At 35.6% G+C, this 23,406-nt stretch carries 23 protein-coding genes and 2 tRNA genes; 12 read left to right on the forward strand and 13 right to left on the reverse strand.

Going from position 1 to position 23,406, the window contains the following annotated elements:
* Positions 1–76 (reverse strand) — tRNA-Val (locus WD055_00110).
* Between the two features lie 406 nt (positions 77–482).
* Entirely contained in the window at positions 483–878 is a 396-nt protein-coding gene (locus tag WD055_00115; GenBank protein ID MEX0848615.1) for a hypothetical protein, read from the reverse strand.
* 189 nt (positions 879–1,067) lie between these two features.
* Between WD055_00115 and WD055_00120 the strand changes: the two genes are divergently transcribed.
* The 6 genes from WD055_00120 (at position 1,068) to WD055_00145 (ending at position 7,729) form a co-directional block, all read left to right on the forward strand.
* Positions 1,068–2,789 (forward strand): cation:proton antiporter, encoded by a 1,722-nt coding sequence (locus tag WD055_00120; GenBank protein MEX0848616.1) that lies wholly within the window; start codon positions 1,068–1,070, stop codon positions 2,787–2,789.
* A 92-nt stretch (positions 2,790–2,881) separates the two neighbouring features.
* The gene (gene rpmE, locus WD055_00125; GenBank protein MEX0848617.1) at positions 2,882–3,079 is read left to right on the forward strand and encodes a 50S ribosomal protein L31; all 198 of its coding nucleotides are present in this window, start codon (positions 2,882–2,884) and stop codon (positions 3,077–3,079) included.
* Between the two features lie 3 nt (positions 3,080–3,082).
* Entirely contained in the window at positions 3,083–4,159 is a 1,077-nt protein-coding gene (gene prfA, locus WD055_00130; GenBank protein MEX0848618.1) for a peptide chain release factor 1, read from the forward strand.
* Positions 4,160–4,256: 97 nt separating this feature from the next.
* Entirely contained in the window at positions 4,257–5,519 is a 1,263-nt protein-coding gene (locus WD055_00135; protein MEX0848619.1) for a nucleoside transporter C-terminal domain-containing protein, read from the forward strand.
* A 23-nt stretch (positions 5,520–5,542) separates the two neighbouring features.
* Positions 5,543–5,845 carry a hypothetical protein gene (locus WD055_00140; GenBank protein ID MEX0848620.1) on the forward strand — a complete coding sequence of 101 codons (303 nt, stop codon included), beginning with the start codon at positions 5,543–5,545 and terminating at the stop codon, positions 5,843–5,845.
* A 156-nt stretch (positions 5,846–6,001) separates the two neighbouring features.
* Positions 6,002–7,729, forward strand: a complete 1,728-nt coding sequence (locus WD055_00145) for a CTP synthase (protein MEX0848621.1) — start codon at positions 6,002–6,004, stop codon at positions 7,727–7,729.
* Here the strand turns inward: WD055_00145 and WD055_00150 are convergent.
* Positions 7,720–8,805 (reverse strand): hypothetical protein, encoded by a 1,086-nt coding sequence (locus WD055_00150; GenBank protein ID MEX0848622.1) that lies wholly within the window; start codon positions 8,803–8,805, stop codon positions 7,720–7,722. The genes WD055_00145 and WD055_00150 overlap by 10 nt on opposite strands.
* A 77-nt stretch (positions 8,806–8,882) precedes the next feature.
* On the opposite strand from WD055_00150, the gene WD055_00155 reads away from it, so the two are divergent.
* Positions 8,883–9,470 (forward strand): peroxiredoxin, encoded by a 588-nt coding sequence (locus WD055_00155; GenBank protein MEX0848623.1) that lies wholly within the window; start codon positions 8,883–8,885, stop codon positions 9,468–9,470.
* Here WD055_00155 and WD055_00160 read toward each other — a convergent pair.
* From WD055_00160 to WD055_00175, 4 genes are all read right to left on the reverse strand, one after another.
* On the reverse strand, positions 9,460–10,062 hold the full coding sequence (locus WD055_00160; protein MEX0848624.1) for a hypothetical protein: 603 nt from the start codon (positions 10,060–10,062) through the stop codon (positions 9,460–9,462). The two genes, WD055_00155 and WD055_00160, sit on opposite strands and share 11 nt — an antisense overlap.
* 20 nt (positions 10,063–10,082) lie before the next feature.
* Positions 10,083–10,967, reverse strand: coding sequence for a hypothetical protein (locus WD055_00165; protein MEX0848625.1), 885 nt, complete (start codon positions 10,965–10,967; stop codon positions 10,083–10,085).
* A 156-nt stretch (positions 10,968–11,123) separates the two neighbouring features.
* Positions 11,124–11,759 (reverse strand): hypothetical protein, encoded by a 636-nt coding sequence (locus WD055_00170; protein MEX0848626.1) that lies wholly within the window; start codon positions 11,757–11,759, stop codon positions 11,124–11,126.
* 97 nt (positions 11,760–11,856) lie between these two features.
* Positions 11,857–13,035 carry a branched-chain amino acid transport system II carrier protein gene (locus WD055_00175; GenBank protein MEX0848627.1) on the reverse strand — a complete coding sequence of 393 codons (1,179 nt, stop codon included), beginning with the start codon at positions 13,033–13,035 and terminating at the stop codon, positions 11,857–11,859.
* A 290-nt stretch (positions 13,036–13,325) separates the two neighbouring features.
* Between WD055_00175 and ppsA the strand changes: the two genes are divergently transcribed.
* Together ppsA and WD055_00185 are read left to right on the forward strand one after the other, a co-directional pair.
* Complete coding sequence (gene ppsA / locus WD055_00180) at positions 13,326–15,707, forward strand: phosphoenolpyruvate synthase (GenBank protein ID MEX0848628.1); 2,382 nt, start codon at positions 13,326–13,328, stop codon at positions 15,705–15,707.
* A 93-nt stretch (positions 15,708–15,800) separates the two neighbouring features.
* Complete coding sequence (locus WD055_00185; protein MEX0848629.1) at positions 15,801–16,301, forward strand: hypothetical protein; 501 nt, start codon at positions 15,801–15,803, stop codon at positions 16,299–16,301.
* A gap of 13 nt (positions 16,302–16,314) precedes the next feature.
* Here the strand turns inward: WD055_00185 and WD055_00190 are convergent, their stop codons facing one another.
* The 5 genes from WD055_00190 to pheS all read right to left on the reverse strand — a co-directional run bounded on the left by WD055_00190 (position 16,315) and on the right by pheS (position 20,401).
* The gene (locus tag WD055_00190) at positions 16,315–17,202 is read right to left on the reverse strand and encodes an ankyrin repeat domain-containing protein (protein MEX0848630.1); all 888 of its coding nucleotides are present in this window, start codon (positions 17,200–17,202) and stop codon (positions 16,315–16,317) included.
* Between the two features lie 225 nt (positions 17,203–17,427).
* Positions 17,428–17,736 carry a hypothetical protein gene (locus WD055_00195; GenBank protein MEX0848631.1) on the reverse strand — a complete coding sequence of 103 codons (309 nt, stop codon included), beginning with the start codon at positions 17,734–17,736 and terminating at the stop codon, positions 17,428–17,430.
* 14 nt (positions 17,737–17,750) lie between these two features.
* A complete protein-coding gene (locus WD055_00200; GenBank protein MEX0848632.1) occupies positions 17,751–17,954 on the reverse strand; it encodes a hypothetical protein in 204 nt (67 codons plus the stop codon).
* 476 nt (positions 17,955–18,430) lie between these two features.
* Complete coding sequence (locus WD055_00205) at positions 18,431–19,348, reverse strand: UTP--glucose-1-phosphate uridylyltransferase (GenBank protein ID MEX0848633.1); 918 nt, start codon at positions 19,346–19,348, stop codon at positions 18,431–18,433.
* Between the two features lie 21 nt (positions 19,349–19,369).
* Positions 19,370–20,401 (reverse strand): phenylalanine--tRNA ligase subunit alpha, encoded by a 1,032-nt coding sequence (gene pheS, locus WD055_00210; GenBank protein MEX0848634.1) that lies wholly within the window; start codon positions 20,399–20,401, stop codon positions 19,370–19,372.
* Between the two features lie 200 nt (positions 20,402–20,601).
* Between pheS and WD055_00215 the strand changes: the two genes are divergently transcribed.
* The 3 genes from WD055_00215 (at position 20,602) to WD055_00225 (ending at position 22,515) form a co-directional block, all read left to right on the forward strand.
* Positions 20,602–20,676: transfer RNA gene (locus tag WD055_00215), tRNA-Phe, on the forward strand.
* Between the two features lie 263 nt (positions 20,677–20,939).
* A complete protein-coding gene (locus WD055_00220; GenBank protein ID MEX0848635.1) occupies positions 20,940–21,761 on the forward strand; it encodes a hypothetical protein in 822 nt (273 codons plus the stop codon).
* A 106-nt stretch (positions 21,762–21,867) separates the two neighbouring features.
* On the forward strand, positions 21,868–22,515 hold the full coding sequence (locus WD055_00225; GenBank protein ID MEX0848636.1) for a hypothetical protein: 648 nt from the start codon (positions 21,868–21,870) through the stop codon (positions 22,513–22,515).
* 2 nt (positions 22,516–22,517) lie between these two features.
* Here WD055_00225 and WD055_00230 read toward each other — a convergent pair whose 3' ends face one another.
* Entirely contained in the window at positions 22,518–23,351 is an 834-nt protein-coding gene (locus WD055_00230) for a hypothetical protein (protein MEX0848637.1), read from the reverse strand.
* Positions 23,352–23,406 lie beyond the last annotated feature (55 nt).

The following is a 23,406-nucleotide window of genomic DNA, read 5'->3' on the forward strand; positions in this document are numbered from 1 at the left end:
TGGTGGGCGGTACAGGATTCGAACCTGTGACCCCCAGTTTGTAAGACTGATGCTCTACCAGCTGAGCTAACCGCCCTTTAAATACCTAGATGTTCAAATATATTAAAGGAAAAAAAACTGAAAGTCAAAGCACTTTTGTAAATTTTTTTATAAATATTTTTTTTTTGCCGAAGGTAGGGCGAAATGTTGTTTTAGGAGTATTTGCATGTGTTGACTAGGAGGCTGTTTTTAGAGTCTTCGGTTTGTTTTTGAAAGACTTTTGCGTTATCTGTTTTTTTGTAATTGGCTCTTGAATATGTTGCAATAAAAGTAGGAAAATATAAGGGATGAGGTCCATTTTGTGAACAGCAAGACATGCATTGCTGTATTTGCCGTTATTGTAGTTTCTTGCATAGTTATTGAAAAAAGAAGATTGCTTTCTTAATAATGTTATTTAAGAGAGCAATCTTCTTTTTCATTTTTATCTAGTTGCAGATGGTTTTTTAGCCAGCTGGAGTTACATTCGCACGTTTTCCAAGATAACCACCAGCCTTAGTCCATCCTGCTTGAGCAGTGCCTAAGCCTTGCCCGACCATGCCGGCTTTTTCTGGGCCAACTACGCCACCAATTTTTTCACCATGTTGTCCGTAAAGTTCTTGGCCTTTGGTTAATCCTTGTTGTACTTTGTCGCCATATTGAGTATATGCAGCTTTACCTGTATCTACTGCTTTTTGTCCGACAGCTTGAGCTTGTCCGGCATATTTTTTACCTGTATCTAATGCTTTTGTCCCAACTGCTTGAGCTTTACCTACTTGTTTTTTGACCCAATCGAGAGGACCAGCTTGTGCAGCACCTACTGCAGTCAACGCTAAAATAAGCGCTAATGTGTTTTTCTTCATAAGAAACTCCTTTTTTATGGTTAAACACGCAAATTTTGTAACAAATAATACACTATCTAATTCAAATATACATTAAAATATTGCTTAAAAACAAGGGTTTTTATATATAAAAAAAGAACATTTCTATTTTGCAATTTTAGTCTATTGGGGTACAATAAAAAATGAACTTCGTTACTATAAAGGAAAATTGTGGGAATTTGGGTATTTTTTGCTTCATTGTTTGTTCATTGTATGTCACTAGGGTCAACATATCAGTATTCTATTCCTGAGGGAACTTTGCTCAGTAATGGTCTTTCTACAGCGTTTGTAGCGAAATTTGCCTTATTCGTGGCTTTTTTGCTTACGTGGACCATTTTATGGGGGCGTATACTTAGAGAAACATTAAAGTTTCCGGTTATTGCAGGACAAATTATCGGAGGTGTCTTAATTGGTCCATCGGTATTAAATATTTTGGGTTGGTCGGTATTTAGTGAACCTTTGGTTGTATATGACAATTTGGGAGCAATCTATTCAGTTGCTGCATCAGATTTGTATCTTTTTTTCATTGTATTGTGTTCATCAGCGTTAACGGTGACCTATTTATTATGGGTTGCCGGTCATGAAACAGATGTGCGTGACATTTTTCATGTTGGGGTAACCGCAACGACTGCCGGTCTTTTGGGTGCAGTGTTGCCAATCATTATGACGGTTGGATGTGCTTATTATATACTCAATGGTTTTTCTCTTATTCAGTCTATCGGTATCGGTTTGATTTTTTCAGCGACGAGTGTTTCAATTCCGGTGACGATGTTAGTCTCAAAACGTAAAATGCATCTTAAATCGTCAAAAGCTACCTTGGGAGCTGCGATTATAGATGATGTTTTTTCGGTTGTTTTGTTGTCGATGTTTTTTATTGCGTTGCAAGCGGGAACATTTGGTGTGTTCAATGGCGCAATGCAACATATGCATAATGCTACCATTGCAGAAGCATTAGTGTATATGTTGGTATCTTTTGCGGTTATCTTTTTTACCGGATATTTTGTTATTCCGCCTATTTTAGAATGGCTTAAAAAAAATCATTCATCATTTTTATTGGCTTCATTTGCAAGTGGTGCCATGTTATTCTATTTTGCATTTGCTGAATTAATAGGTGGTTTAGCCGGTATTACCGGTGCATTTTTTGCAGGGTTGTTTCATCGCATGGGTGACAAAAGACATCAAGCTGAAAAAGTTATTACTCCATTTATACGATCATTTTTATTACCTATATTTTTAGGGTCAATTGGGCTGCAGGTAAATGTTTCGATTCTTTCAAGTTATCAATGGCTTGGTGTTGTTGCATTGTTAATTACTGCTATTATTTCCAAAATGTTTGCTTGTTATATATCAATATTTTTGAGTAACTCTTCGGGTCGCAGGGCAGTTGATAAATGGACATGGTTGGAAGGGTATTTGTTTGGTTCATCAATGGTTGCGCGTGGAGAAGTTGGATTGGTAATAGCAACTATTTTACGTGGATCACAGGTGATCACTGCTGATCAATATGTTATTGCAGTTGTTGTTATTGTATTGACCACCGTTGCGGCGCCATTTATGTTGGCTATTGGATTCCATAGACTTGATCTTATACCTGAAAAAGAAGGTTTTTCTTTGAATTTAGGGTTGTTTAAAGTAATGGGGACTCAGCAAATGTTTAATATTATTGTTGGTCGAATTGAGGCAATGGGCAGCTATAAGACTTCAATAAACATGAGTGAAGGTTGCAAAATCGTCAACTTGGAAGGTGAAAATGTTAAGATTGTATATGATCCGGAGTTGGGAATTGTTTTCCGAGGGAAACGGCAAAGGATTGAAGGGATCTTGCATGAGGTGAGAAAAGCCATATTAGACGAGGTTGATCACATACCTGATAATAAAGAAATGGATGATTGAGTCGATTTATGGCTTTACAATAACTGTTTTTTACGCAATACTAAACGGTATATATTTAACTCGAATTTATCGTTTTTTTTAAAGGGATATTGATGAAAAAAGATATTCATCCAGAATTATATGAAATTGTTGCTCATTGTGCATGTGGTCAAGACTACAAAACACGCTCTACAAACAAAGAGATCAAAATGACACTATGTGCAGCATGTCATCCATTTTATACTGGTGATCAAAAGTTTGTTGATACAGCAGGTCGTATTGATAAGTTCAAAAAGAAATACGGAAAATAACTTATGTTTGATCAATGGGATCGTCTTCAAGAGCGATTTGATCAAATTAATAATGAGTTAGTTTCCCCTGACTTACAAAATAATAATCGGTTAGCATTGCAAAAAGAACTTTCAGTGCTAACCAATTTACTTGATCAATATAAAAAAGTTCAAGCGGTTAAAAACGAAATTGCTGATCTTCAATCGCAAATGAAAACTGATGATGCAGATATGATTGCATTATGCAAAGATGAGATTGAGCTGCAAGAGCAACAGTTAAAAATTGAACAAAACATATTAGATGACATTTTGTACCCTCCGAGTGAACATGACAATCGTAACGTTTACTTAGAAATTCGTAGTGGTGCAGGTGGGCAAGAAGCAGCGCTCTTTGCAACTGATTTGCTTAAAATGTATAAAATGTATGCTGAAAAAAAAGGTTGGAAAACCAATATAGATCAGATGAGCGAAACCGATCTTGGTGGTATTCGCGAAGCATCTTTGCATATTAAAGGTAAAAATGCATTTGGTCACTTGAAGTATGAATCCGGTGTGCATCGCGTACAGCGTGTACCTTCAACCGAAACGCAAGGGCGTGTACATACTTCAACTGCAACCGTAGCGGTTTTGCCTGAAGCAAAAGAGGTTGATGTTACTATAAATCCATCAGATTTACGTATTGATGTTTATCGTGCAAGTGGTGCCGGTGGACAGCATGTTAATACCACCGATTCAGCTGTGCGTATCACTCATGTTCCAACTGGTGTTGTAGTTTCTTGTCAAGATGAACGTTCTCAGCATAAGAATAAAGCAAAAGCAATGAAGATGTTACAATCTCGTATTTTGGCAGCACAAGTTGAACAGCATAATGCGCAAATGAGTGCTGATCGTAAAAAACAGGTTGGTACCGGTATGCGTGCTGAAAAAGTGCGTACCTATAATTATCCACAAAATCGTGTAACGGATCATCAAGCAAATATTACGTTGAAAAAACTTGATATGGTAATGCAAGGTGACCTTGATGACATTATTGATGGATTAATGGAAAAAGACCGTATTGATCGTCGTAAACAATCTCTAGAAATTTTCAAAAACATCTGATTAAAGCTTATTGTAAAGCATTTATCATTGAACTAATTAGTAAAACAAGTATACTCCTGATACAGTCATTTTTCCTTTTGTATCAGGAGTATTTTTTATGTTAGCCTATTTTTTAGAGCATAGTCGTTATTTAAATGTTGTGGGTATATGCGTGATACTTGCAATTGCTTTTTTCTTTTCAAAAAATCGTAAAGCAATAGATTATAAGTTGATTGTGCATGCGCTTATTATGCAATTCATTATTGCATTAGTGGTGTTAAAAACTGCGGTGGGGCATCGCATTTTGGAAAAAATTTCATATTATGTGGTAAAGACATATCAATTTGCCGATAAAGGTTCAGCATTTATCTTCGGTGATCTTACCAATCAATTGGGCCCGTGGGGTTTTATTTTTGGTATTAAGGTGTTACCGGTAATAGTTTTCTTTGGTGCATTGACATCGATGCTTTTCTATTGGGGCATTGTGCAAAAAGTTGTTCAAGGAATCAATTATTTTGTGCAACCGTTGTTAGGGACTACCGGACCTGAAACATTGTGTGCTGTGACCAACAGTTTTTTAGGGCAGACAGAAGCGCCTCTTTTGGTAAAGGATTATCTTAAAAAAATGACAAAATCAGAATTGCTTGTAGTCATGGTCAGTGGTATGGGGACCATTAGCGGTGCAATCTTGGTTGTTTTTGTTGCAATGGGTGTTCCTGCACCGCATTTGTTAACAGCGAGTGTTATGTCGATTCCGGCCACCATTATGATTGCAAAAATATTGTTGCCTGAAGTTGAAAGAATAAAAGATAAAGATGCGCATATTAGTTTAACTTCAAAGGCAAATAATATTTTTGATGCAATTGCAACCGGTACATTAGATGGTTTATCATTAGCGATTAATGTTGCAGCAATGTTGATTTCATTTGTTGCGTTGCTTGCATTAGTCAATTATGTACTTGGATTTGGTTCATATAAAATTAATGAACTGTTTTCATATATGGCATTCGATGTTCGTTTGCCGGATTTGAGTTTGGAATTGATTTTTGGGTATCTATTTGCTCCTTTTGCATGGTTGCTTGGTTTTAAAGGACAAACAGCTTTGAATGTTGGCACTTTGCTTGGGACCAAAGTTGCAGTTAATGAAGTTATTGCATATCAAGCGATGATGAAAATGCAGTTACCTATACGTGCTATTGATGTTGTTACCTATGCATTGTGTGGATTTTCTAATTTTTCATGTATTGGTATTCAGATTGGTGGTATTGGTGCATTGGTACCTGAAAAACGCGCATGGTTAACAGAGCTTGGAATATATGCAGTTCTTGGAGGTGCATTAGCGAATTTGTTAAATGCAATGGTTGTGAGCTTAATATTATAATATATAACTTCATGGAAATACCTATGATAAAGCAATTTTTATGGATGTTTTTTTGTTCTGTGGTAATTGTGCCAAATAGTAATGCAATGTATGGAATCTTTCGCGTTAGTTTTTCCCCTGCTGCAGCTAAATGTGCACAGATGTCTTGTGTTACATCCGGCAATAAAAAAAATAAGAAAAAAAGAATCAGTCGTTGTTTTCCTCGATTAGAAGAGCAAAAAATGAAAATAGAAAAGCAAAAAATGAAAAGCTTCAAAGAGCAAAAAGTGAAAAGTAAAGAACAGGTCAAGAAGTGGATTGAACAAGATATTAAAGAAAGCGAATAAGAGAAGTAAAAAGAGTAAGTAGTTAAAACTTTTTCACATTTTATCTCTTTTGATATACCATATTGCATGAGTCATTAAAGGACAGAAGGCTTCTTTTTTTTGAGGAAGCCTTTTGTCTTTTTTGTAATAGTAAAAAAAAGATAAGGTAGCGGTACAATGACAAAGTTCATTTTTGTATTTGGTGGTGTGATCTCAGGAGTTGGCAAAGGAGTAACCACTGCATCGTTGGGTAAAATGCTCAAAAGTTATGGATTCAAAACGACATTGATTAAGATTGATCCTTATTTGAATTTTGATGCAGGTACTTTGAGACCAACTGAGCATGGTGAAGTTTGGGTAACTGAAGATGGTGGTGAAATTGATCAAGATCTGGGAACGTATGAACGGTTTATGGATGAAAATATTCCAAAACAAAACAATATCACTTCAGGACAGATTTACAAAACGGTAATTGATAATGAGCGCTCAGGAAATTATCTGGGCAAGACGGTGCAATTTATTCCGCATATTCCTCAAGAAATTATTCGACGTCTCAAGTTAGCGAGTGATGGCTATGAAATTGCAATTGTAGAAGTTGGCGGAACGGTCGGTGATTATGAAAATACGCCATTTTTGTTTGCAGCAAAATCATTAGAACAAGAATGCGGAAAAGATTCAGTTGCGCACGTTTTGGTCAGTTATTTGCCGGTACCATATCATATTTATGAAATGAAAACTAAGCCAACGCAACAAGCAGTGCGCTTATTGCGTCAAGAAGGTTTAGTGCCTGATTTTATTGTATGTCGTACAGCACATCCAATTGATGATGAACGAAAAAAGAAAATTGAAACCTCTTCTCATATTTTGCTTGATCATATTATTTCAGCACCGGATGTGTCTTCAATTTATGAAGTGCCACTTAACTTTGCACGAGATGATTTTGGTAAGAAAATGATTGATCGTTTAAAACTGTCGCCAAAAGCAATGCCTAATTGGAACCTGTGGAAACAACAGGTTGATGCAATTTTGAAACCGGACAATAAAATTCGTGTGGGCATTGTGGGTAAATATTTAGATACCGGTTCTTATGAATTGCAGGATAGTTATGTGAGTATTGCTGAAGCTTTAGTGCATGCATCAGCATATCATAAAAAAGGTTGTGAAATTGTTTGGTTGGATGCAAAATCATTTGAAGTAGATGATCAACAATTGAAGCAGTTAGACGATTTAGATGGCGTCATTATACCGGGTGGTTTTGGTATGAGCGGTGTAGAAGGGAAAATTAACGTAATCTCATATCTGCGTGAACATATGATTCCATTTTTAGGTTTATGTTATGGTATGCAATTAGCAGTTGTTGAATTTGCTCGTAATGTTGCGCAGATGTGTGGTGCTCATACGACTGAAGTCAACAAAGAGACTCCTTATCCGGTTATTGATTTATTACCTATGCAAAAAGAGTTATTAAAAAATAATGATTTTGGTGGGACTATGCGTCTGGGTGCTTATTCAGCAATGCTTAAAAAACATACAAAGGTTTATGATTTGTATAGCAATCCAAATGATTTTGTTATTGATGCTCATACCGGAGAAAAAAAGGTTTTTGAGCGGCATCGCCATCGTTATGAAGTGCATCCTGATTATGTCGAGCAGATTGAGCGTGCAGGGTTGGTTTTTTCAGGATATCATGAACGTGCAGATGGTACTTGCTTGATGGAATATATTGAACTACCAAATCATCCGTTTTTTGTTGCATCACAAGCACATCCGGAATTTAAAAGTCGTTTGGCAAATCCTAATCCAATTTTTGCAGGATTTATTCGTGCCTGTGTTGATCGTATGAATCAACGTATAGGCAAAAGAAGCTCAGCTGTGAGTGATACATCTAAGCAAGTTCATTGCTGATTGTTTAATGTATTCTTGTGATTTGCAAGCAGTACTTTAAAATCATAAGGACTAATCAATGTTGTGTTGGGCATGTTGTTAACATATTCTACCGTTCCATTATGGATTATGTGTAATCCGGCAGCTTGATAATCAAGTGCCTTTGTTGGGCGTGAGATGGTATTGATGATATGTGGCTTGCGAAAGAGCAAACCTGCTTGAGCTGCTGCGATATATACCGGTAAATCAGCCTGTGTAACTGTGCAGATATGATAAAATTCTTTTTTAATGTGAGCATGTTCAAGTGCATTTTTAAATAAGGTAATGTCCGGCGTTAGTATAAGTAAAAATGCATGTTGATCTTTGATTAACTGTTTTTTGAAGAAAGCTATTGTTTCATGAGGACATTGCCAAGGTTTGAAAGAGCCATTATAACAATATACAAATTTATTTTGATCAACATGCAATTGTGTACGAATCGATTGCGTCTTTACTATATGCTGATCTGTATGTATTGCCGATGGAATATCATGTTGAGCAATTGATATGGTCTCTTTTTTTGTTCCAAAAGTTTTAGTTAAATAGTTCTTAAGCGCAGGGCTTACTGCTTGAAAAGTAATATGCTTTTTATTGAGTGCATATACTTTTTTCTCAAGATGGAGGAACTGCTTATAACGATATGTTTGTATCAATGTTAACCGGCTGTTTTCTATAGTGTATCGATATTCTTCTGCAACTAATCCCCGTGCTTGTATGGTTACAGAGCAGCACGTTGATGTTGCAGATTTGTGTGCAATATAGCCGGCAAATGGACCACGCGCCAATAGTTGGTAATCGGTAAATGATGTTAAAAATCGGCGTAGCTTTATGATTGCCGGTATAAGTGCCATATGATGAACAAATGGGTATTTTTTAAATATATGAAAGTTAATGCCATTAATATTTGGAGTGCCAACAGTTGTTTGTTTTTCGAAACTTACTATATGTATATCAAGGTAAGGCGTTTGTTGTTTTTGTCTGATGAGTGGTTGCAGCACTTGGCTTTCAAAAACTGAATTGGCAATACCGTCATAAATGATAACAATTAAAGATTTCATGTATAGGCTTTCAAGGTTAAATAGATTATCTTTTCATGCTATTATAATAGTTAATTATTAACAATGTTATTAAAAATATAGGAAAAAATATGATAGGTAAAAAGGCTCCTCGTTTTTCATGTCAAGCTGCAATTCAAGATAGCATTAAGGATGAAGTATGTCTTGAAAATTATGAAGGTAAGTATAAAGTCATCTTTTTCTATCCACAAGATTTCACATTTGTTTGCCCAACAGAATTACATGCATTTCAAGACAAACTTTCTGAATTTGAAAAACGCAATGTACAGGTTATCGGTTGTTCGGTTGATTCTCCATTGACGCATGAAAAATGGTTACAAACACCAAAGGCACAAGGTGGCATTCAAGGCATAACGTACCCATTGTTAGCTGATATAAGTAAACAGATCTGTCGGGATTATGGTGTATTAGATGAGCAAAGCGGCGTTGCTTTCAGAGGTGTTTTTATTTTAGATAAAGATAATACTGTACAAAGTCTGACTGTCAACAATATGAGTTTAGGTCGCAATATCGATGAAATTCTGCGCATTATAGATGCTTTGCAGTTTGCAGAAAATCATGGTCAAGTCTGTCCGGCAAACTGGAATAATGGAGACAAAGCTATGGATGCAAATGAAGAAGGTGTACGTGCTTATTTTAAAGAATAAAAAAGTAAACGTTCGGTTTGCGCGGTTTTGTTAAAGTATAAAATCGTTCTTCTTCATTAAAAACTTCATCTGATAGCAGCATTTGCTTGATGTATGTAAGTTGATCAATCAATAGATTGAGCTCGTTATGATTTGGATAAAGATGTAGAAAGCGAATGATTTTTAATCGTTTAATGTACCATTTCAGATGTTGCATATGTTGCAACAATGGGTAAATTTCATATTGTTTATCAATATAAACTGCCGGTTTGTGTGTACAGATATCATACAGCACATTGCAAGACCAGCGATCACGATTCGTATTGTGCATATGCACAATACGATCTTTTAGATCTCTTTTTAATAACTCTTGCTCATTGGTTGTCCAGCTGTTTTCATTGCTGTAATAAGCATAATGATTGAGAAGTTCTCGCTCGGGTGTAAATTGTACCTGTGCGTTATGTACTACCCAATGGGCATATCCTTTTGACGCAACAAATGTACATCCGGCAGCAATTAACAAGCTAACGGCATGTTTAATATCGCTTTTGACCTGTTGGGCATAAGCATTTGGACTGCTTACTAAGATTAAAAAGGTTAATAGGTATTTCATTGATGAGTGCCTCTTTTGTTTTATACAGATTTTGCTGGAATAGGATTGTTTTCTTCAGTAGCTTTTTGCCATTCAAAAAATGCTTTTGTAAAGTTATTTTTTATATTATCAGGCAATGCATCATAATGTTTTTGCATTTGTTCTTTTTGACTTTCAATCTGTTGTGCAAGATTGCGTACGTTTTGATCTAATATATCTTGTGTTTTTTGTAAATGAGCTATTTCACTGCCTTGTTGTAAAATTTGTTGTTTTTGTGCTTCAGTGAATTCCTCTTGTTTTGTAAGGAGCGCAATTTTTGCTTTAAGCTCTTCAACTTGTGTAGCATTAAGTTGAAGTCGGTTTTCTGTGTTTTTAATGTTAATAAATTGTGCATATTCTTTTTGGTATATATCTTTGCAATACACGCCAAGTACGGCAAGCATGTTGTTAAATGATTGATGAAGTTGTAAGATTTCAGCGGATGTTTTATTGTAAGCATTCGTTTCGGATTTTTTGAGCTCGTCTTTATAAAACAATATATGGCGATAAATATCTAAGTGAGGGAATTGGACATCTCTTTGGGCAATTGCATGCAAAATGTTTTTCTTAAGTTCTTCATTATGATTCATTTCTCTTAATAAATCATATTCTTTATAGGGCAGCATAAGCTCAAAAACTTTTTTAAATTCAGCATTAATTATAGCAACCAGTTGAGCAGTATTTTTTTGCTTGTCAGCGCGTTCTTGATACCAAGTATATAGCCAAATACCGATTCCAATAGTTCCTGTTCCTGCAAGAGCATACATGCCACCATTTGCAGACAATAGTTGATGGACTATATCAGGGTTTCCTGCTGGGTGGTTGTCACCGGCACATAATGCGTTACTTAAGGATAACAATAAAAGAATTAAGTATGTTTTTTTCATTTGTCTCTCATATGCATAATATGTTAATAAAATGGAATTTTCAGTAACTTAAAGTTTGTATATAAGTTTATCAGGAATCTCTTTTTGATCAAACAGGTTTGACAATGAAAAAGGCCGGGGAATCCCCGACCTTTAATTTCTGAGCTTATATATTTTCTAATTTTTGCTGGCGAGAGCTTGTTTTATAATTTCGCCTAAGTATACCGCATCAGCTGATGGTCTTTCTGCTTTAGTAAATTCACCATTTAAGAATCTTAATGGGTGAAAAACAAAGTTTTGAAGATCTTTCCATCCATTCTGGCTCTTTTTAAGGAAAGTCGCGATTGCAACGGTGAATGCGCCCATTGCAAAAATGCTTTTATGATATCCATGAATATAGCTATAAAGGCCTTTTGATTTAGCGCCAGGGTGGACTAAGATTTTTGTAGGTTCATCTGGATCGATACGAATAGATTTTTTTTTCATTCCGTGACCAATGATGCCATCAAGAATAAAGAACCAAATGAAGTTTTTTAATTTAGAAATGCTTTCTTTAATATTTATTCCATTTTGAATGTCGGATATTGCTTGTTTTGCTTCCTCAATATCATAACGAACCGGTTCATTATGAGGTTCAGTGGATGCATATTTAATCAACGATGCAGCAAATGCAACTGCAACACTTATTTTAAGTCCATATATTAATGTTGAATCTTGAGGGGCTTCAAGTTCAGCAGCATGAATGTTTGGCATGCTGCAAAGCATTAATGATAAAAAAAGTGACGGAATGAGACCTCTTATCGACGGGTTCATATATTTTCCTTTTGTAAAAAAACGTTTTTTGTTTGTATATCGTTTAATATAGGTTTTTTTTAGGTAAATATCAATATAGTCTTTATAGTTTTAATTATTACCAATAAAAATATGCGCTTAAACTCAAAAGTAATGTAGTCAATACAGGAATACGTACAAATTCTGTTCCCCATATTTTATGTGAGAGGTTGCAAAGTGTAAGTACAATTAATACCGGGTATCCAACAAATGTTACCGGTCCTGCAGTTAATGCCAATACGGAACTTAAGCCAAAAGTTGATAATGGCAAACATGATGCTAAGGTTATTAATAATGCTTGTATATTATTAATTTTATTCTTAAAGACTGTGTGCTGAACATATTCTGCAATGACTGCTGCAAGTGCAATTGAGGTTGAAAGGCAGGCCATTAAGACAGCGGTTGCAACTATTAATGTACCCGTGTCTCCCAGTACACGTACAGAAATTCCTCTGAACAGTTCTGCTTGCTCCAAACCGTGGCCATAATACATGCCTAAAATACTCATGCCAACGTATACAATTGCCAGTAATGAAATGCCAATGAGGCCTCCTTGTAGGCCGACGAATGCAAATTGTTGTTCGCTTTTGGTTCGGTTGTCCGGATTAGCACGTAAGATAGTTAAAATGATTGATGAGAAAAAAAGCGCGCCAAGAAGATCTAGCGTTTCATAACCGCGTAATAAATTGGCAAAAAGTACTGAAATATTGGTTTGCGTGTTATAAATAGGGTGATCAGCACATAATATGCCTTTAGTGATAATGTACAGGAGTGATATGAGCAGTGCGGGACTGACAACATATCCAAGAATGTCGACAATTTTACTTTCACGATAGGTGAATAAAAAGGTGACACCCAAAAATATTAAGGCAAATATGAACGATGAGAGCATGCTTGGGTTTGACAAAAAATCAAACGGTAAAAATGGTGCAACCATACTGTGTGATAAGGTAACAATACGAGGCATTGCAATTAATGGCCCCATGATGACCATACAGATGAGAGTCATAATGTCACCACTTTTTTTTCCTAAACGGCGGAAGAATGCTTCATAGTCACCATTGTATAAAATCATAGTAATAATGCCGATGAGTGGAAGGCAAATTGCAGTTGCCATAAAACCGATCATGCCGATTGCGTTTTTGGTTCCGGAAAATGCTCCAACAGCAAGTGGATATACTAAATTGCCGGCGCCAAATAACATTGAAAATATAGCAAGTCCTAAAGCGACGATTTCAGATTGTAGTAATCGTTTCATATGTATCCTTTGTATAAAAAACCTTGAAATGAGCGTTTAGCTTAGCATAGCTTACGCAAAAAAGCTATATGAAAATAGGTATGGAATGGCTTCCTAGTGATTATTTTGAGGTGTAAAAAAAAATGTATAAAAAACTATTGTTTAGTTTTTTTTTGGTGTGTATGCTGTATGTTGCTAAGCGAAAATTGGGCTTACATTTAAAATAAAAAAAAGGAAAGAGTATGAAAGTATTTTGTCTTATTTTACCGATATTTTCAGTTTTTAGTATGTATGTATAAGCAAGAGATGTAGTGAAGTACATTATCTGGTTTGGTGAAATTACACATGCTAATCAAGGGTTGGTTGGTGGTAAAAACGGATCATTGGGGCATATGATAGCAGATTTATCTGATAAGGTGTCTATTCCTGATGGTTTTGCTATTACCATTGATGGTTATTGGCATTTTTTAAAAGCGAATAATCTTGTTGAGCCGATTACTCGGATTATTGATAAGATTGATATGAGCAATCTTGCTACATTGCGTACACATGCCCGTGAAATTCGTGCATTAATTATAGCAGCAAAGTATCCCGATGATTTGCGTGATGAAATTGTGCAAGCTTATCATGTATTAAGTAAAAAATATAATCAAGATGATGTTGCTGTTGCAGTTCGTTCTTCTGCCACAGCAGAAGATCTGCCAACTGCATCATTTGCAGGGCAACAAGAAACCTATCTGCACGAAATAGGGCAAGAAGCATTATTAAATGCTGCACGTAAATGTATGGCATCATTGTTTACTGAACGTGCAATTGCATATCGTGTTGAGCAAGGTTTTGAACATATGAAGATTGGTTTGTCAGTTGGTGTTCAAAAGATGGTACTTGCGGATGATGGCGCAGCGGGTGTTGCGTTTTCATTGGATACTGAAACCGGTTTTAAAGATGTTGTGATGATAAATGGTTCATGGGGGCTAGGCGAATCAGTGGTTAAAGGTTCGGTGACGCCGGATGAATTCGTTGTATTCAAGCCGCTTTTACAAAAAAAATATAAACCGATTATCAAAAAAAAGTTGGGCAATAAACATATCAAAATGATATATGATAAGAATGAGGATCATGTATTTAGTATTGCTACGCCCAAAGAGCAACAAGAACGCTTTTGTTTGTCTGATGCAGATATTTTAGAGTTGTCTCGCTATGTCCTTATTATTGAAGATTACTATTCAAAAAAACATAATCGTTGGATGCCGCAAGATATTGAATGGGCAAAAGATGGTGTGGATGGCAAGATCTATATTGTGCAAGCTCGTCCTGAAACTATACATGGCGCAAAAAAAGAGGATTCGTTTTTTCAAACGTTTCATCTTCTTGAGAAACAAAGTGATTTAAAGCCGTTGATTACCGGTGTGAGCATTGGCCAGAAGATTTCTTCAGGTCGTGCGCATGTGATTACATCTGTTGAACAAATTGATATTGTTAAAGAGGGTGATATTATCATTACTCAAATGACTGATCCTGATTGGGTACCGGCAATGAAAAAAGCGGCAGGTATTATTACTGACCGTGGCGGACGAACCTGTCATGCGGCAATTGTGAGCCGTGAATTGGGCATTCCTGCAATTGTAGGTACGCAAAATGGTACACAAGCTATTCCACATAAGCAGCTCATTACGCTTGATTGTTCACAAGGTGAAACCGGATATGTGTATGCAGGTGAAATACCTTATGAAAAAACGAATATTGAGCTTGGTACATTGCCAAAGATACCGGCTAAAATTTTGGTCAATATTGCAGAACCGGATCGTGCATTCTCTGTTGCGCAATTACCGGTGCAAGGTGTAGGTTTGGCGCGATTAGAATTTATCTTGAGTAATCAAATTGGTATTCATCCAATGGCAATTGTTGAACCGACAAAAATTTCTGAACAAGCTAAAAAATTGATTGCAGAAAAAACAGATGCATATGCAGATCCCAAAATATTTTTTGTCGATAGTTTGGCACAACATATTGGAATGATTGCAGCTGCATTTTATCCCCATGAAGTTATTGTGCGTTTATCAGATTTTAAATCAAACGAATATCGCAACTTGATTGGCGGTGATGTTTTCGAACCAATGGAAGAAAATCCTATGCTCGGTTGGCGTGGCGCATCACGTTATTATCATTCTGATTTTGAAAAGGCGTTTGCATTAGAATGTGCCGCATTTATTAAAGTACGCAATGAGATGGGGTTTGAGAATATTCGTATTATGGTGCCGTTTGTCCGTACTGTTGATGAAGCAAAGCGAGTTGTTGATGTAATGGCAAGATATGGACTGCAGCGGGGCAAAGATAGTTTGCAATTGGTTATGATGTGTGAAATACCTTCAAATGTTTTGCTTATTGAGCAATTTGCACAGTTCTTTGATGGTTTTTCAATCGGTTCAAATGATTTAACGCAATTGACTCTCGGTGTTGATCGCGATTCAGCAATTTTAGCACCTCAATTTGACGAACGTGATGAGGCAGTTAAAAAATTGTTTGCCATGGCGATTGAAGGCGCGCACAAACAAGGGCGTTATATTGGCATCTGTGGTCAAGCGCCGTCCGATTATATTGATTTAGCACAATTCTTACTTGATTGTGGTATTGATTCTTTATCGCTCAATCCTGATTCAGTTATTCCATTTTTGCAACGGATAAATGAGTAAAACACAAATTGGTGTAGTTTTATTTATTTGTTTATTATGATATATTTAAGGTGCAAATCTTTATATATTTCAACTTGATACATGGAAGATGTTATGCGCAATTCATTTATATTTTGTATTTTAGCAATAATTAACAATCTGTATGCAGCAGAGCAATCTGTGCAATCTAAAAGTGCTGCTCTCAAAGGAAAATTTCACCTTATTGATCAGATTGAAAATGCAATGTTATGTTGTTTAGTTCAGATAGATCATGATAGTGAAGTGAAAATTATAAATTCTTGGACGCGCGGTTTTCTTCAGCAACAGTTGCATTTATCTATTCCGATGCATTATTTTATGTTTCGATCAACTTCTGAAGACGATAAAGAAACAGTGAATTTGATGGAATATGATGATGTTTTAATATTAGAAGATGTTTCATTGGGTAAGGCTGATGTAGATGATGATGAGTATCCTCTAAGAATTGATGCACAGCTCACTTGTAAAATAAAAGATATTGATAAGCTTGTGTTTAATGCTTTGCCTAAGGATACGCAAAAAAAAGTTGGACAAGATCAATTGAAGCGTTTGCGAAAGAATGAAAATAATCAGTAACGAAATAAGAACATTATGTTTTTAACAATGCATGCAGTTGATCATTAGTATGTTTTTTTGCATAATCATAGGCAGTTTTGCCTGATGCATCACATAATGATTTATCTGCATGTTTTTCTTCTATTAAATAAGACACCATTTTTGTACGATTATTTTTGGCTGCATACATCAAAGCAGTTCGTTTATGTTTGCCAACTTGTTGATCGATATTAATGGCAGGGCAATGCAGAAGATGCTTCATAGTATCGACATGTGTTGTTTTTGCTATATGTATAAACATTTTATCCAATGTTGTATATGGGCGAGATCTTTGCTTACTATTTTGTAATAAACATATGATGCGCTGAGCATTTTCTTGATGTTTACGTATTATCTGTGCGTTAGTTGTATCTGTGCAGAAGTTTTGCGCTAACATAAGTGGTGTTTGGCCAGATCTGTTTTTTATTGTTTGATCAGCACCATATGAAAGTAAATCGCATGCTATGGTATAAGAAAGTAGGCGATTGCTGTGGATAGCTGCAAGATGAAGCGGTGTGTTGCCATTATTATCAGCACAGTTTGGATTGGCGCCATATGCCATCAAACGGCGCACTAAATAATCGTTATTTTGTTGTACTGCAATATGCAAAGGGGTTTTTCCTTTTTTGTTTTGTATGTTGGTTTGTGCATGATGTTCAAGTAACAAATTGGTGACTTCATGACTTTGTATGTGTACGGCATAATGTAGTGGGGTGTTGCCATATTCATCGATTTGGTCGGGATTTACCTTTTTGCATGTAAGTAGCTGATGGGTAAGTTTGGCGCTTCCTAATTTTGCAGTGCCGAACAATGGAATGTATGGTGCTTTATATGCATTGATTACTTTGCATATAATGAGCGACAAAAATATATATTTTTTCATTATAACCTCCCGAGACTTTACAATATGTATAATCTTGTCGTAAGAGAATGCTCTATCGTATAGTCATTATCTAATTACATATTACTAATTGAATTGAATAATTAGCAATAGTTTTAAAATTAAATATAAAAAATGCTTTATTGTCCAATAAAGCATTAGTTAAAAAAAGACAGGATCCTCGAGGGGAAGGATCCTGTCTTTTTTTTAAAGGAGTGAGTGGTTAATTTATCTACATTTAAATAATTTTTTTGGGTAGCAGCATGTCGCAACACTTTGTGGTTTTATCGAGCAATTGACGATGCCTTGTTCAATAGAAATAACTGAAGTTCTTGGATCATGAAAATGTCTGCATTTACTACACGTGTAGTCAGCAAGCATTGCATATTTTTTTTCACATGGACAATTGCACTGTACATGGTGAAGGTTCTTAGGATCATTGTGTTTAGTTAAGTGGTAGCTATTATCCATGCATCCGGGAGCTGTAAGCAGGGCATAGTTGTATAATAGCGCAGATAGTAATATTGTTTTTTTCATTTCTTTTTCCCTCGTTATGCTTTTATATCTTTAATTTTTTTTGAGATACTGTTTTTGCAGCTCATGGGTAATAACTGTTTAGGTTTTTCTTTTTGGTGCGTATAAAATGTATGATGAAAAAACGGTGGTTTATTTTGATATTTTTTGCCGAGTCCCATTGGGCAACCAACGATAGGAGTGCAGATGCATATGAGATATAACATTATTTTTTTAACCATGTCACTTTCCTTTTCATTCCATTTTTTTCTAAATTAGTTCTATTGAACTATTACAATTTCAATATAAACATTATAATATTCTATTTGCAATAATTAGAAGTAAATATATGAAAAAACGTGCTTGGTTCGGTATAGTTCGATACTTTTTTGCTACGCAAAAACACTCACTACGCACGGAGAATTTGGAATGCATTTAAATTATACAAAAAAAAGGACTTGATCTATTCGGAATATCCTTCGATACTTCGCTAATGCTCAACTCAGGATGAAATAATTATGATAGTATTTTTAGATAAATTTCTGACAAATAGCCTAAAAGAATATTTTCTTATATCGAATTAACGCTAATTAATAAACGTGTAGAGCTTAGTGATTATTGCTATAGACGGTGAGACATTCGGATATTAAAATTATAACAATGGAATCCTCATTCTCCGCCTGTAGTGAGTGTTTTCGCGAAGCGAAAATGTATCGAACTATACGTTATGCATTATGTTTTTATTGTTGTCATACATAAATGATTGCATGGTGTCCAATTCATCAATATATTTGCGAATGTGAGGTGCATAATGCGGATCTTGAAGTGCAAAGCCAATTGATGCTTTTAGCCATCCAATAGGATTGCCAATGTCATAACGAGTGCCTTGAACTTTATAGGCAAAAACTTTTTCGTTAGACTTCATCATTTGTGAAATTCCATCAGTAAGTTGCATTTCGTCAGTTTCATATGAGCTGATATCATCAAGTGCTTGAAATATTTTATGTGATAAAACATAGCGACCGATAACGGCTAAATTGGATGGAGCATCTTTTTGTTCAGGTTTTTCAACGAGATGTCCTACCTGAAAAAGATTAGGTGTGATCTGTTTTTTGACTGATATAATGCCATAAGATGAAACGCAATCTTGCGGTACTTCTTGTACGGCAATGACGCTCGCTTTTTCTTGACGGGCGATACGTATTAATTGTGCCAATCCTGCTTGTTTTCCTGCGATAATATCATCAGGTAGAAATATCCCAAAATATTCTTTGCAGATTGCGTGACGTGCAAGCCAAACTGCATGGCCTAATCCTAATGGTTCAGATTGGCGGATATAGGTGAAACTTGCATTGCGAATGATTTTGTTGACACTTGAAAGTAATGCGCCTTTGTCACGATCATCTAATAAATGAGATAAGCTTGGGTCTGCATCAAAATGGTTTTCGATAGCTTGTTTACCGCGACTTGAAATAATATAGAACTGTTTAATATCGGAAGATAATCCTTCTTCCACTATGTATTGCAATGCAGGCTTATTAAGAAGAGGAAGCATTTCTTTTGGAACTGCTTTTGTGTAAGGTAGAAAACGTGTGCCAAGACCTGCAGCAGGTATTATGGCTTTGGTTATATCCATTCTGTTCCTTTAGTCACTCAATTAAAATTGATCAAGAAATTCAACTTTACTACTATGGAATAAACGAATATCATTTATGCCATATTTAATCATTGCTAGACGTTCGATTCCAAAACCAAACGCGAATCCAGAGTATTTCTCTGGATCGATTCCACTGCATTTTAGAACATTTGGATGCACAAGTCCAGAGCCAAGAAGTTCAATCCACCCTGTTTTTTTACAAATAGAGCAACCTTGGGTACAAAATGGACAGGATGCATCGATTTCCAGACCCGGTTCAACAAAAGGGAAAAAGCCGGGGCGGACACGAATGTGCAGATCATCTTTTTGAAAAAATGCTTGCAAGAATGCTTGTGCTGTGGCGAGTAAATTGCTTAATGATACTTTTTTATCAATAAAAAGACATTCACCTTGCATGAACATAAAATCATGAGAAGCATCGGTTGCTTCATTTCGGTAGGTGCGTCCGGGAGCAAAAATTGCAATTGGCATCTTTGAATTTTCAATTGCACGAATTTGTACCGGTGAGGTATGTGTGCGTAGCAGTAGGTTATCTGAGACCCAAAAAGTATCATGGTGATCTCGTGCAGGATGATCACTTGGTATATTTAATGCTTCAAAATTGTAGAAATCGGTTTCTAATTCAGGACCATCGACAATGTCATATCCCATAGAAATAAAAATATTTTCCAGTTGTTCAATGATATGTGTATACACATGTAAGTGGCCAAACTGTTGATGCGGTTTATATGCAGTTACATCAAAATCATGATTTTTTTCATGTTCAGATTGGAGCTTTGTTTTGAACAATTCTTCTTTTTTTTGTTCATATGTAGATTCGGCCATCTGTTTTAATGCATTTAATTTTGGGCCAAATTCACGCTTTTGTTCGATTGAAAGGTTTTTGAGTGATTTCATTAGATTGGTTATGTGACCATTTCTGCCGACATAATCAATGCGTACCATTTCTAATGTTTGTTCATTATCTACTTGTTCAAGAGCTTTTAAAAAAGCAGCTTTTTGATTTGCGATTTCTGTTTGAATGTCTATCATATGATTTTCCACATTTTAGCGATTTTATAAGGGGAATATAATAGTATATATTTTTATAAGACTAGCAAAGTTAGGGTATTTGGCAATGTAAAGAGCTTCTGTGTAGGATCTTGAAAAAAATAGTTTAATTATGCTTTTTTTTTATTGACAAATATATTTGAATAAGTACAATTTTAGTACATATCTTATCTAATGTGTTGGCCGGGGTAGCTCAGTGGTAGAGCGTGAGCCTGAAGAGCTCAGCGTCGGTGGTTCGATTCCGCCTCCCGGCACCAGTCTTCGCTTACCTGTCCTCCGTAGTTTTAACGAAGGATGGATCCGGGTCTTCCGACTCGGCAAACTTCGTATGGCACGGCCAGTACTAAATGAAATTTACAATATTAAATAGCGACCATTTTCGGCAAAGTTTTTTTTAAATCAATTATTTTTTAAAAAAACAAGCTAGAGAGCTCTTTTTTAAGTTATCCGTTGCCTATTGAGTAATAATGAAAACTAAGGTATAAATAGGTAGGTTAATTTTTAAATTAAAGGTTTTTTTATGAAACAGATGTTATTTTGCGTATTGGTTTCTTTCTCTATTTTTGGCGCAGATAGAAAACGTTCTTTTCCTAAATCTCCTCAAGCAGCTATGTTGTGGAAAGCGGGACAAGGAAGTGTAAAAAAGCTTGCGCCCTTAAGTAAAAAGTTAGATCTTTCTGGAGTAGGAGGTGATCAAGATACTTCTAGGGCAAGAAGGAATCGTAGTGGAAGTGCTATATTAACGAGTGAAGTTAATGAAGCGACGCCATTGTTATCACCTCGCCAGTCACCAAGAATGGATGTCGTTGCGTTGCATAATATGATGCATCAGCGTTGTAAAAAAGAAGAGGGGAAACTGAAATTAGAGCGTATGTTTTACAAAAATTTATCAAAAGAAAATAAAAAAATATATGAAATCCTTGGCCATGTTCTTTTCATGAATTTACAAAAAAAAGATCATATTGAGCTCTTTGAGGTTGTTAAAAAGTTTGCTGAAACATTGCCAAAAGATAAACTTTTACATGAAATAATCCATTTGTTATTGACTGAAAATGATATGCTCAAAATAGAGAGAAAAAAAAATCGAATGGATGGGCTGCATTCAGATGGTTCACCTCGGGGTAGTTCTCCAAGAGTAGATGAACTGAAAAAGGAAAAAGGGCCATCACCGCGTAGAATAGACTCTCCTAAGTTGCGTCGATTAAGTATGGTGAATCAGAGCAAAAGAGAACAAATTTTGCAACAACTAGATGAAACTAGAATTAAGAAATATATACAAACAAAAAATGATCCTCGCCGATTAGTTCGTATAAAGTCAGTTCCAGTGTTATGCAAAAAGTAAACTAAGTGCACAAGAATTGGTTATATAATTTTCTTGCATCGGCGAATAAAAAATATGGTAAGGTGTAATCTGGAGATAAGAGCACGCTAAAATCAAAAAGGAATAGATGATGAATCAGGTACAGGCGGATAAATATAATATTGCCTGGTTTCGACTTGCTGAATGTATTTCACGCAAAGAGAAAGAACGTGCATTGGGCGTTTACCGTTTGCTGTCACATTCATTTGATAATGCTGCCATCGGCTTTCAGTTGGAAGGTGATATTCTGTGTGCTTTTAACGATATTGATGGAGCAATCAAATTGTACGAAAAAGCTGCGCAAATCTACCAAGATCGAAATCAATACATGCAAGCTGTTGCTGTATACGATCATCTATTTACCTTGCAAGATAATCACATCTATATCGAAAAAATAATTGAACTCTATGCGCAATTAAAAGATCAAAAACGTATGTTTCGTTATGTGAAACATTTATGTCATTTGTTGCTGCGTAAACAAGCGGTACAAGAGATGCTTGCATTGCTCGATCGGTTTGATATGCAGATGGCGCAAAAAGCTTTGTTATTAGTGGATATTACTTTTGTTGCATTGCGTGACGATCTCATTGAGTCGCAAATAAAGCTGCAATTGGTTCAGCAGACGCTTAATCGATTAATGTATGATGCGCATGTATTACGTCAATTTCTGGCACAATTAAAAGTGGTGGATGAGCATGCCTATGCAATGGCTTGTGCTTATGTGCAAGGTGAATAAATTTATTCACCTTTTCGAATCAAGATAGGTTTGATATTTTTATCTTTAATATTCTTTTTTAATGAAAAGCCGCTTTGGCTTGTACTTGATAGTCCATTTTTCTTTCCTTTTTGAACGCCAAAAGTTGTACCATCATTACCAAGCCGTACAAATACCGGTTGATCGGGTTTGCGTTCTAAGAGATAAATTCTTTGTATTTCTGTTGGATCTTTACTGAATGCAATATAATAGTCATTGTTATTCTTCATGTGAGTGAAATAACGCTTTTGCGGTTCAACAATTTGTAAATTTTCGACTTTAATGGGTTGATGGTTTGCTAAGTATATATATACCGGATTTTTACTTTTGTTCCAGAATTCAAAGTTTGGGTCTTGTGTGCCATATAGTGAGGTTTCTGAATGCATTATGTTGTCTTTGTCTATATTATTCTTTAAAGAGAAACCAGAAACAGTAAATTCTTTTTTCATAGGGTCTTCTGATTGAGGTTTCACATTGAGGTCATTTTTTGTGCTTTCAATAGTTAAATAAGCATTTTTTAAAGGACTGCCTTTTGTAGAAATGGTGTATAAATGGAGTATCTGTTTTTTGCTTGGTGAAAGAGTTTCGCTAATTATCATATGAATCGAGCCATCATTTTTAACTTGTTTTTCGATAGTTTGGTGTGGACCAATTGGTTCAAGATTACGAGCCATGGTGTTTAGGCCATTGATTGAATCATTTGATAGCGCAAAATAGTATGTTTTTCCTGTTGGATTTTGTAGTTCAAAATTTGGTTTATCATCGGTTGCAATAGTTAATCTACTCAAAAAAAGTAGGAATAAGATCATTTTTTTCATATTTAGACACCTTTTTTACTTTAAGCGTATCTAATAAAAGCTTTTGAATGCAATG

This window comes from Candidatus Dependentiae bacterium (assembly GCA_040878395.1).
Taxonomy (GTDB): Bacteria; Babelota; Babeliae; order Babelales; family Vermiphilaceae; genus JAKBEL01.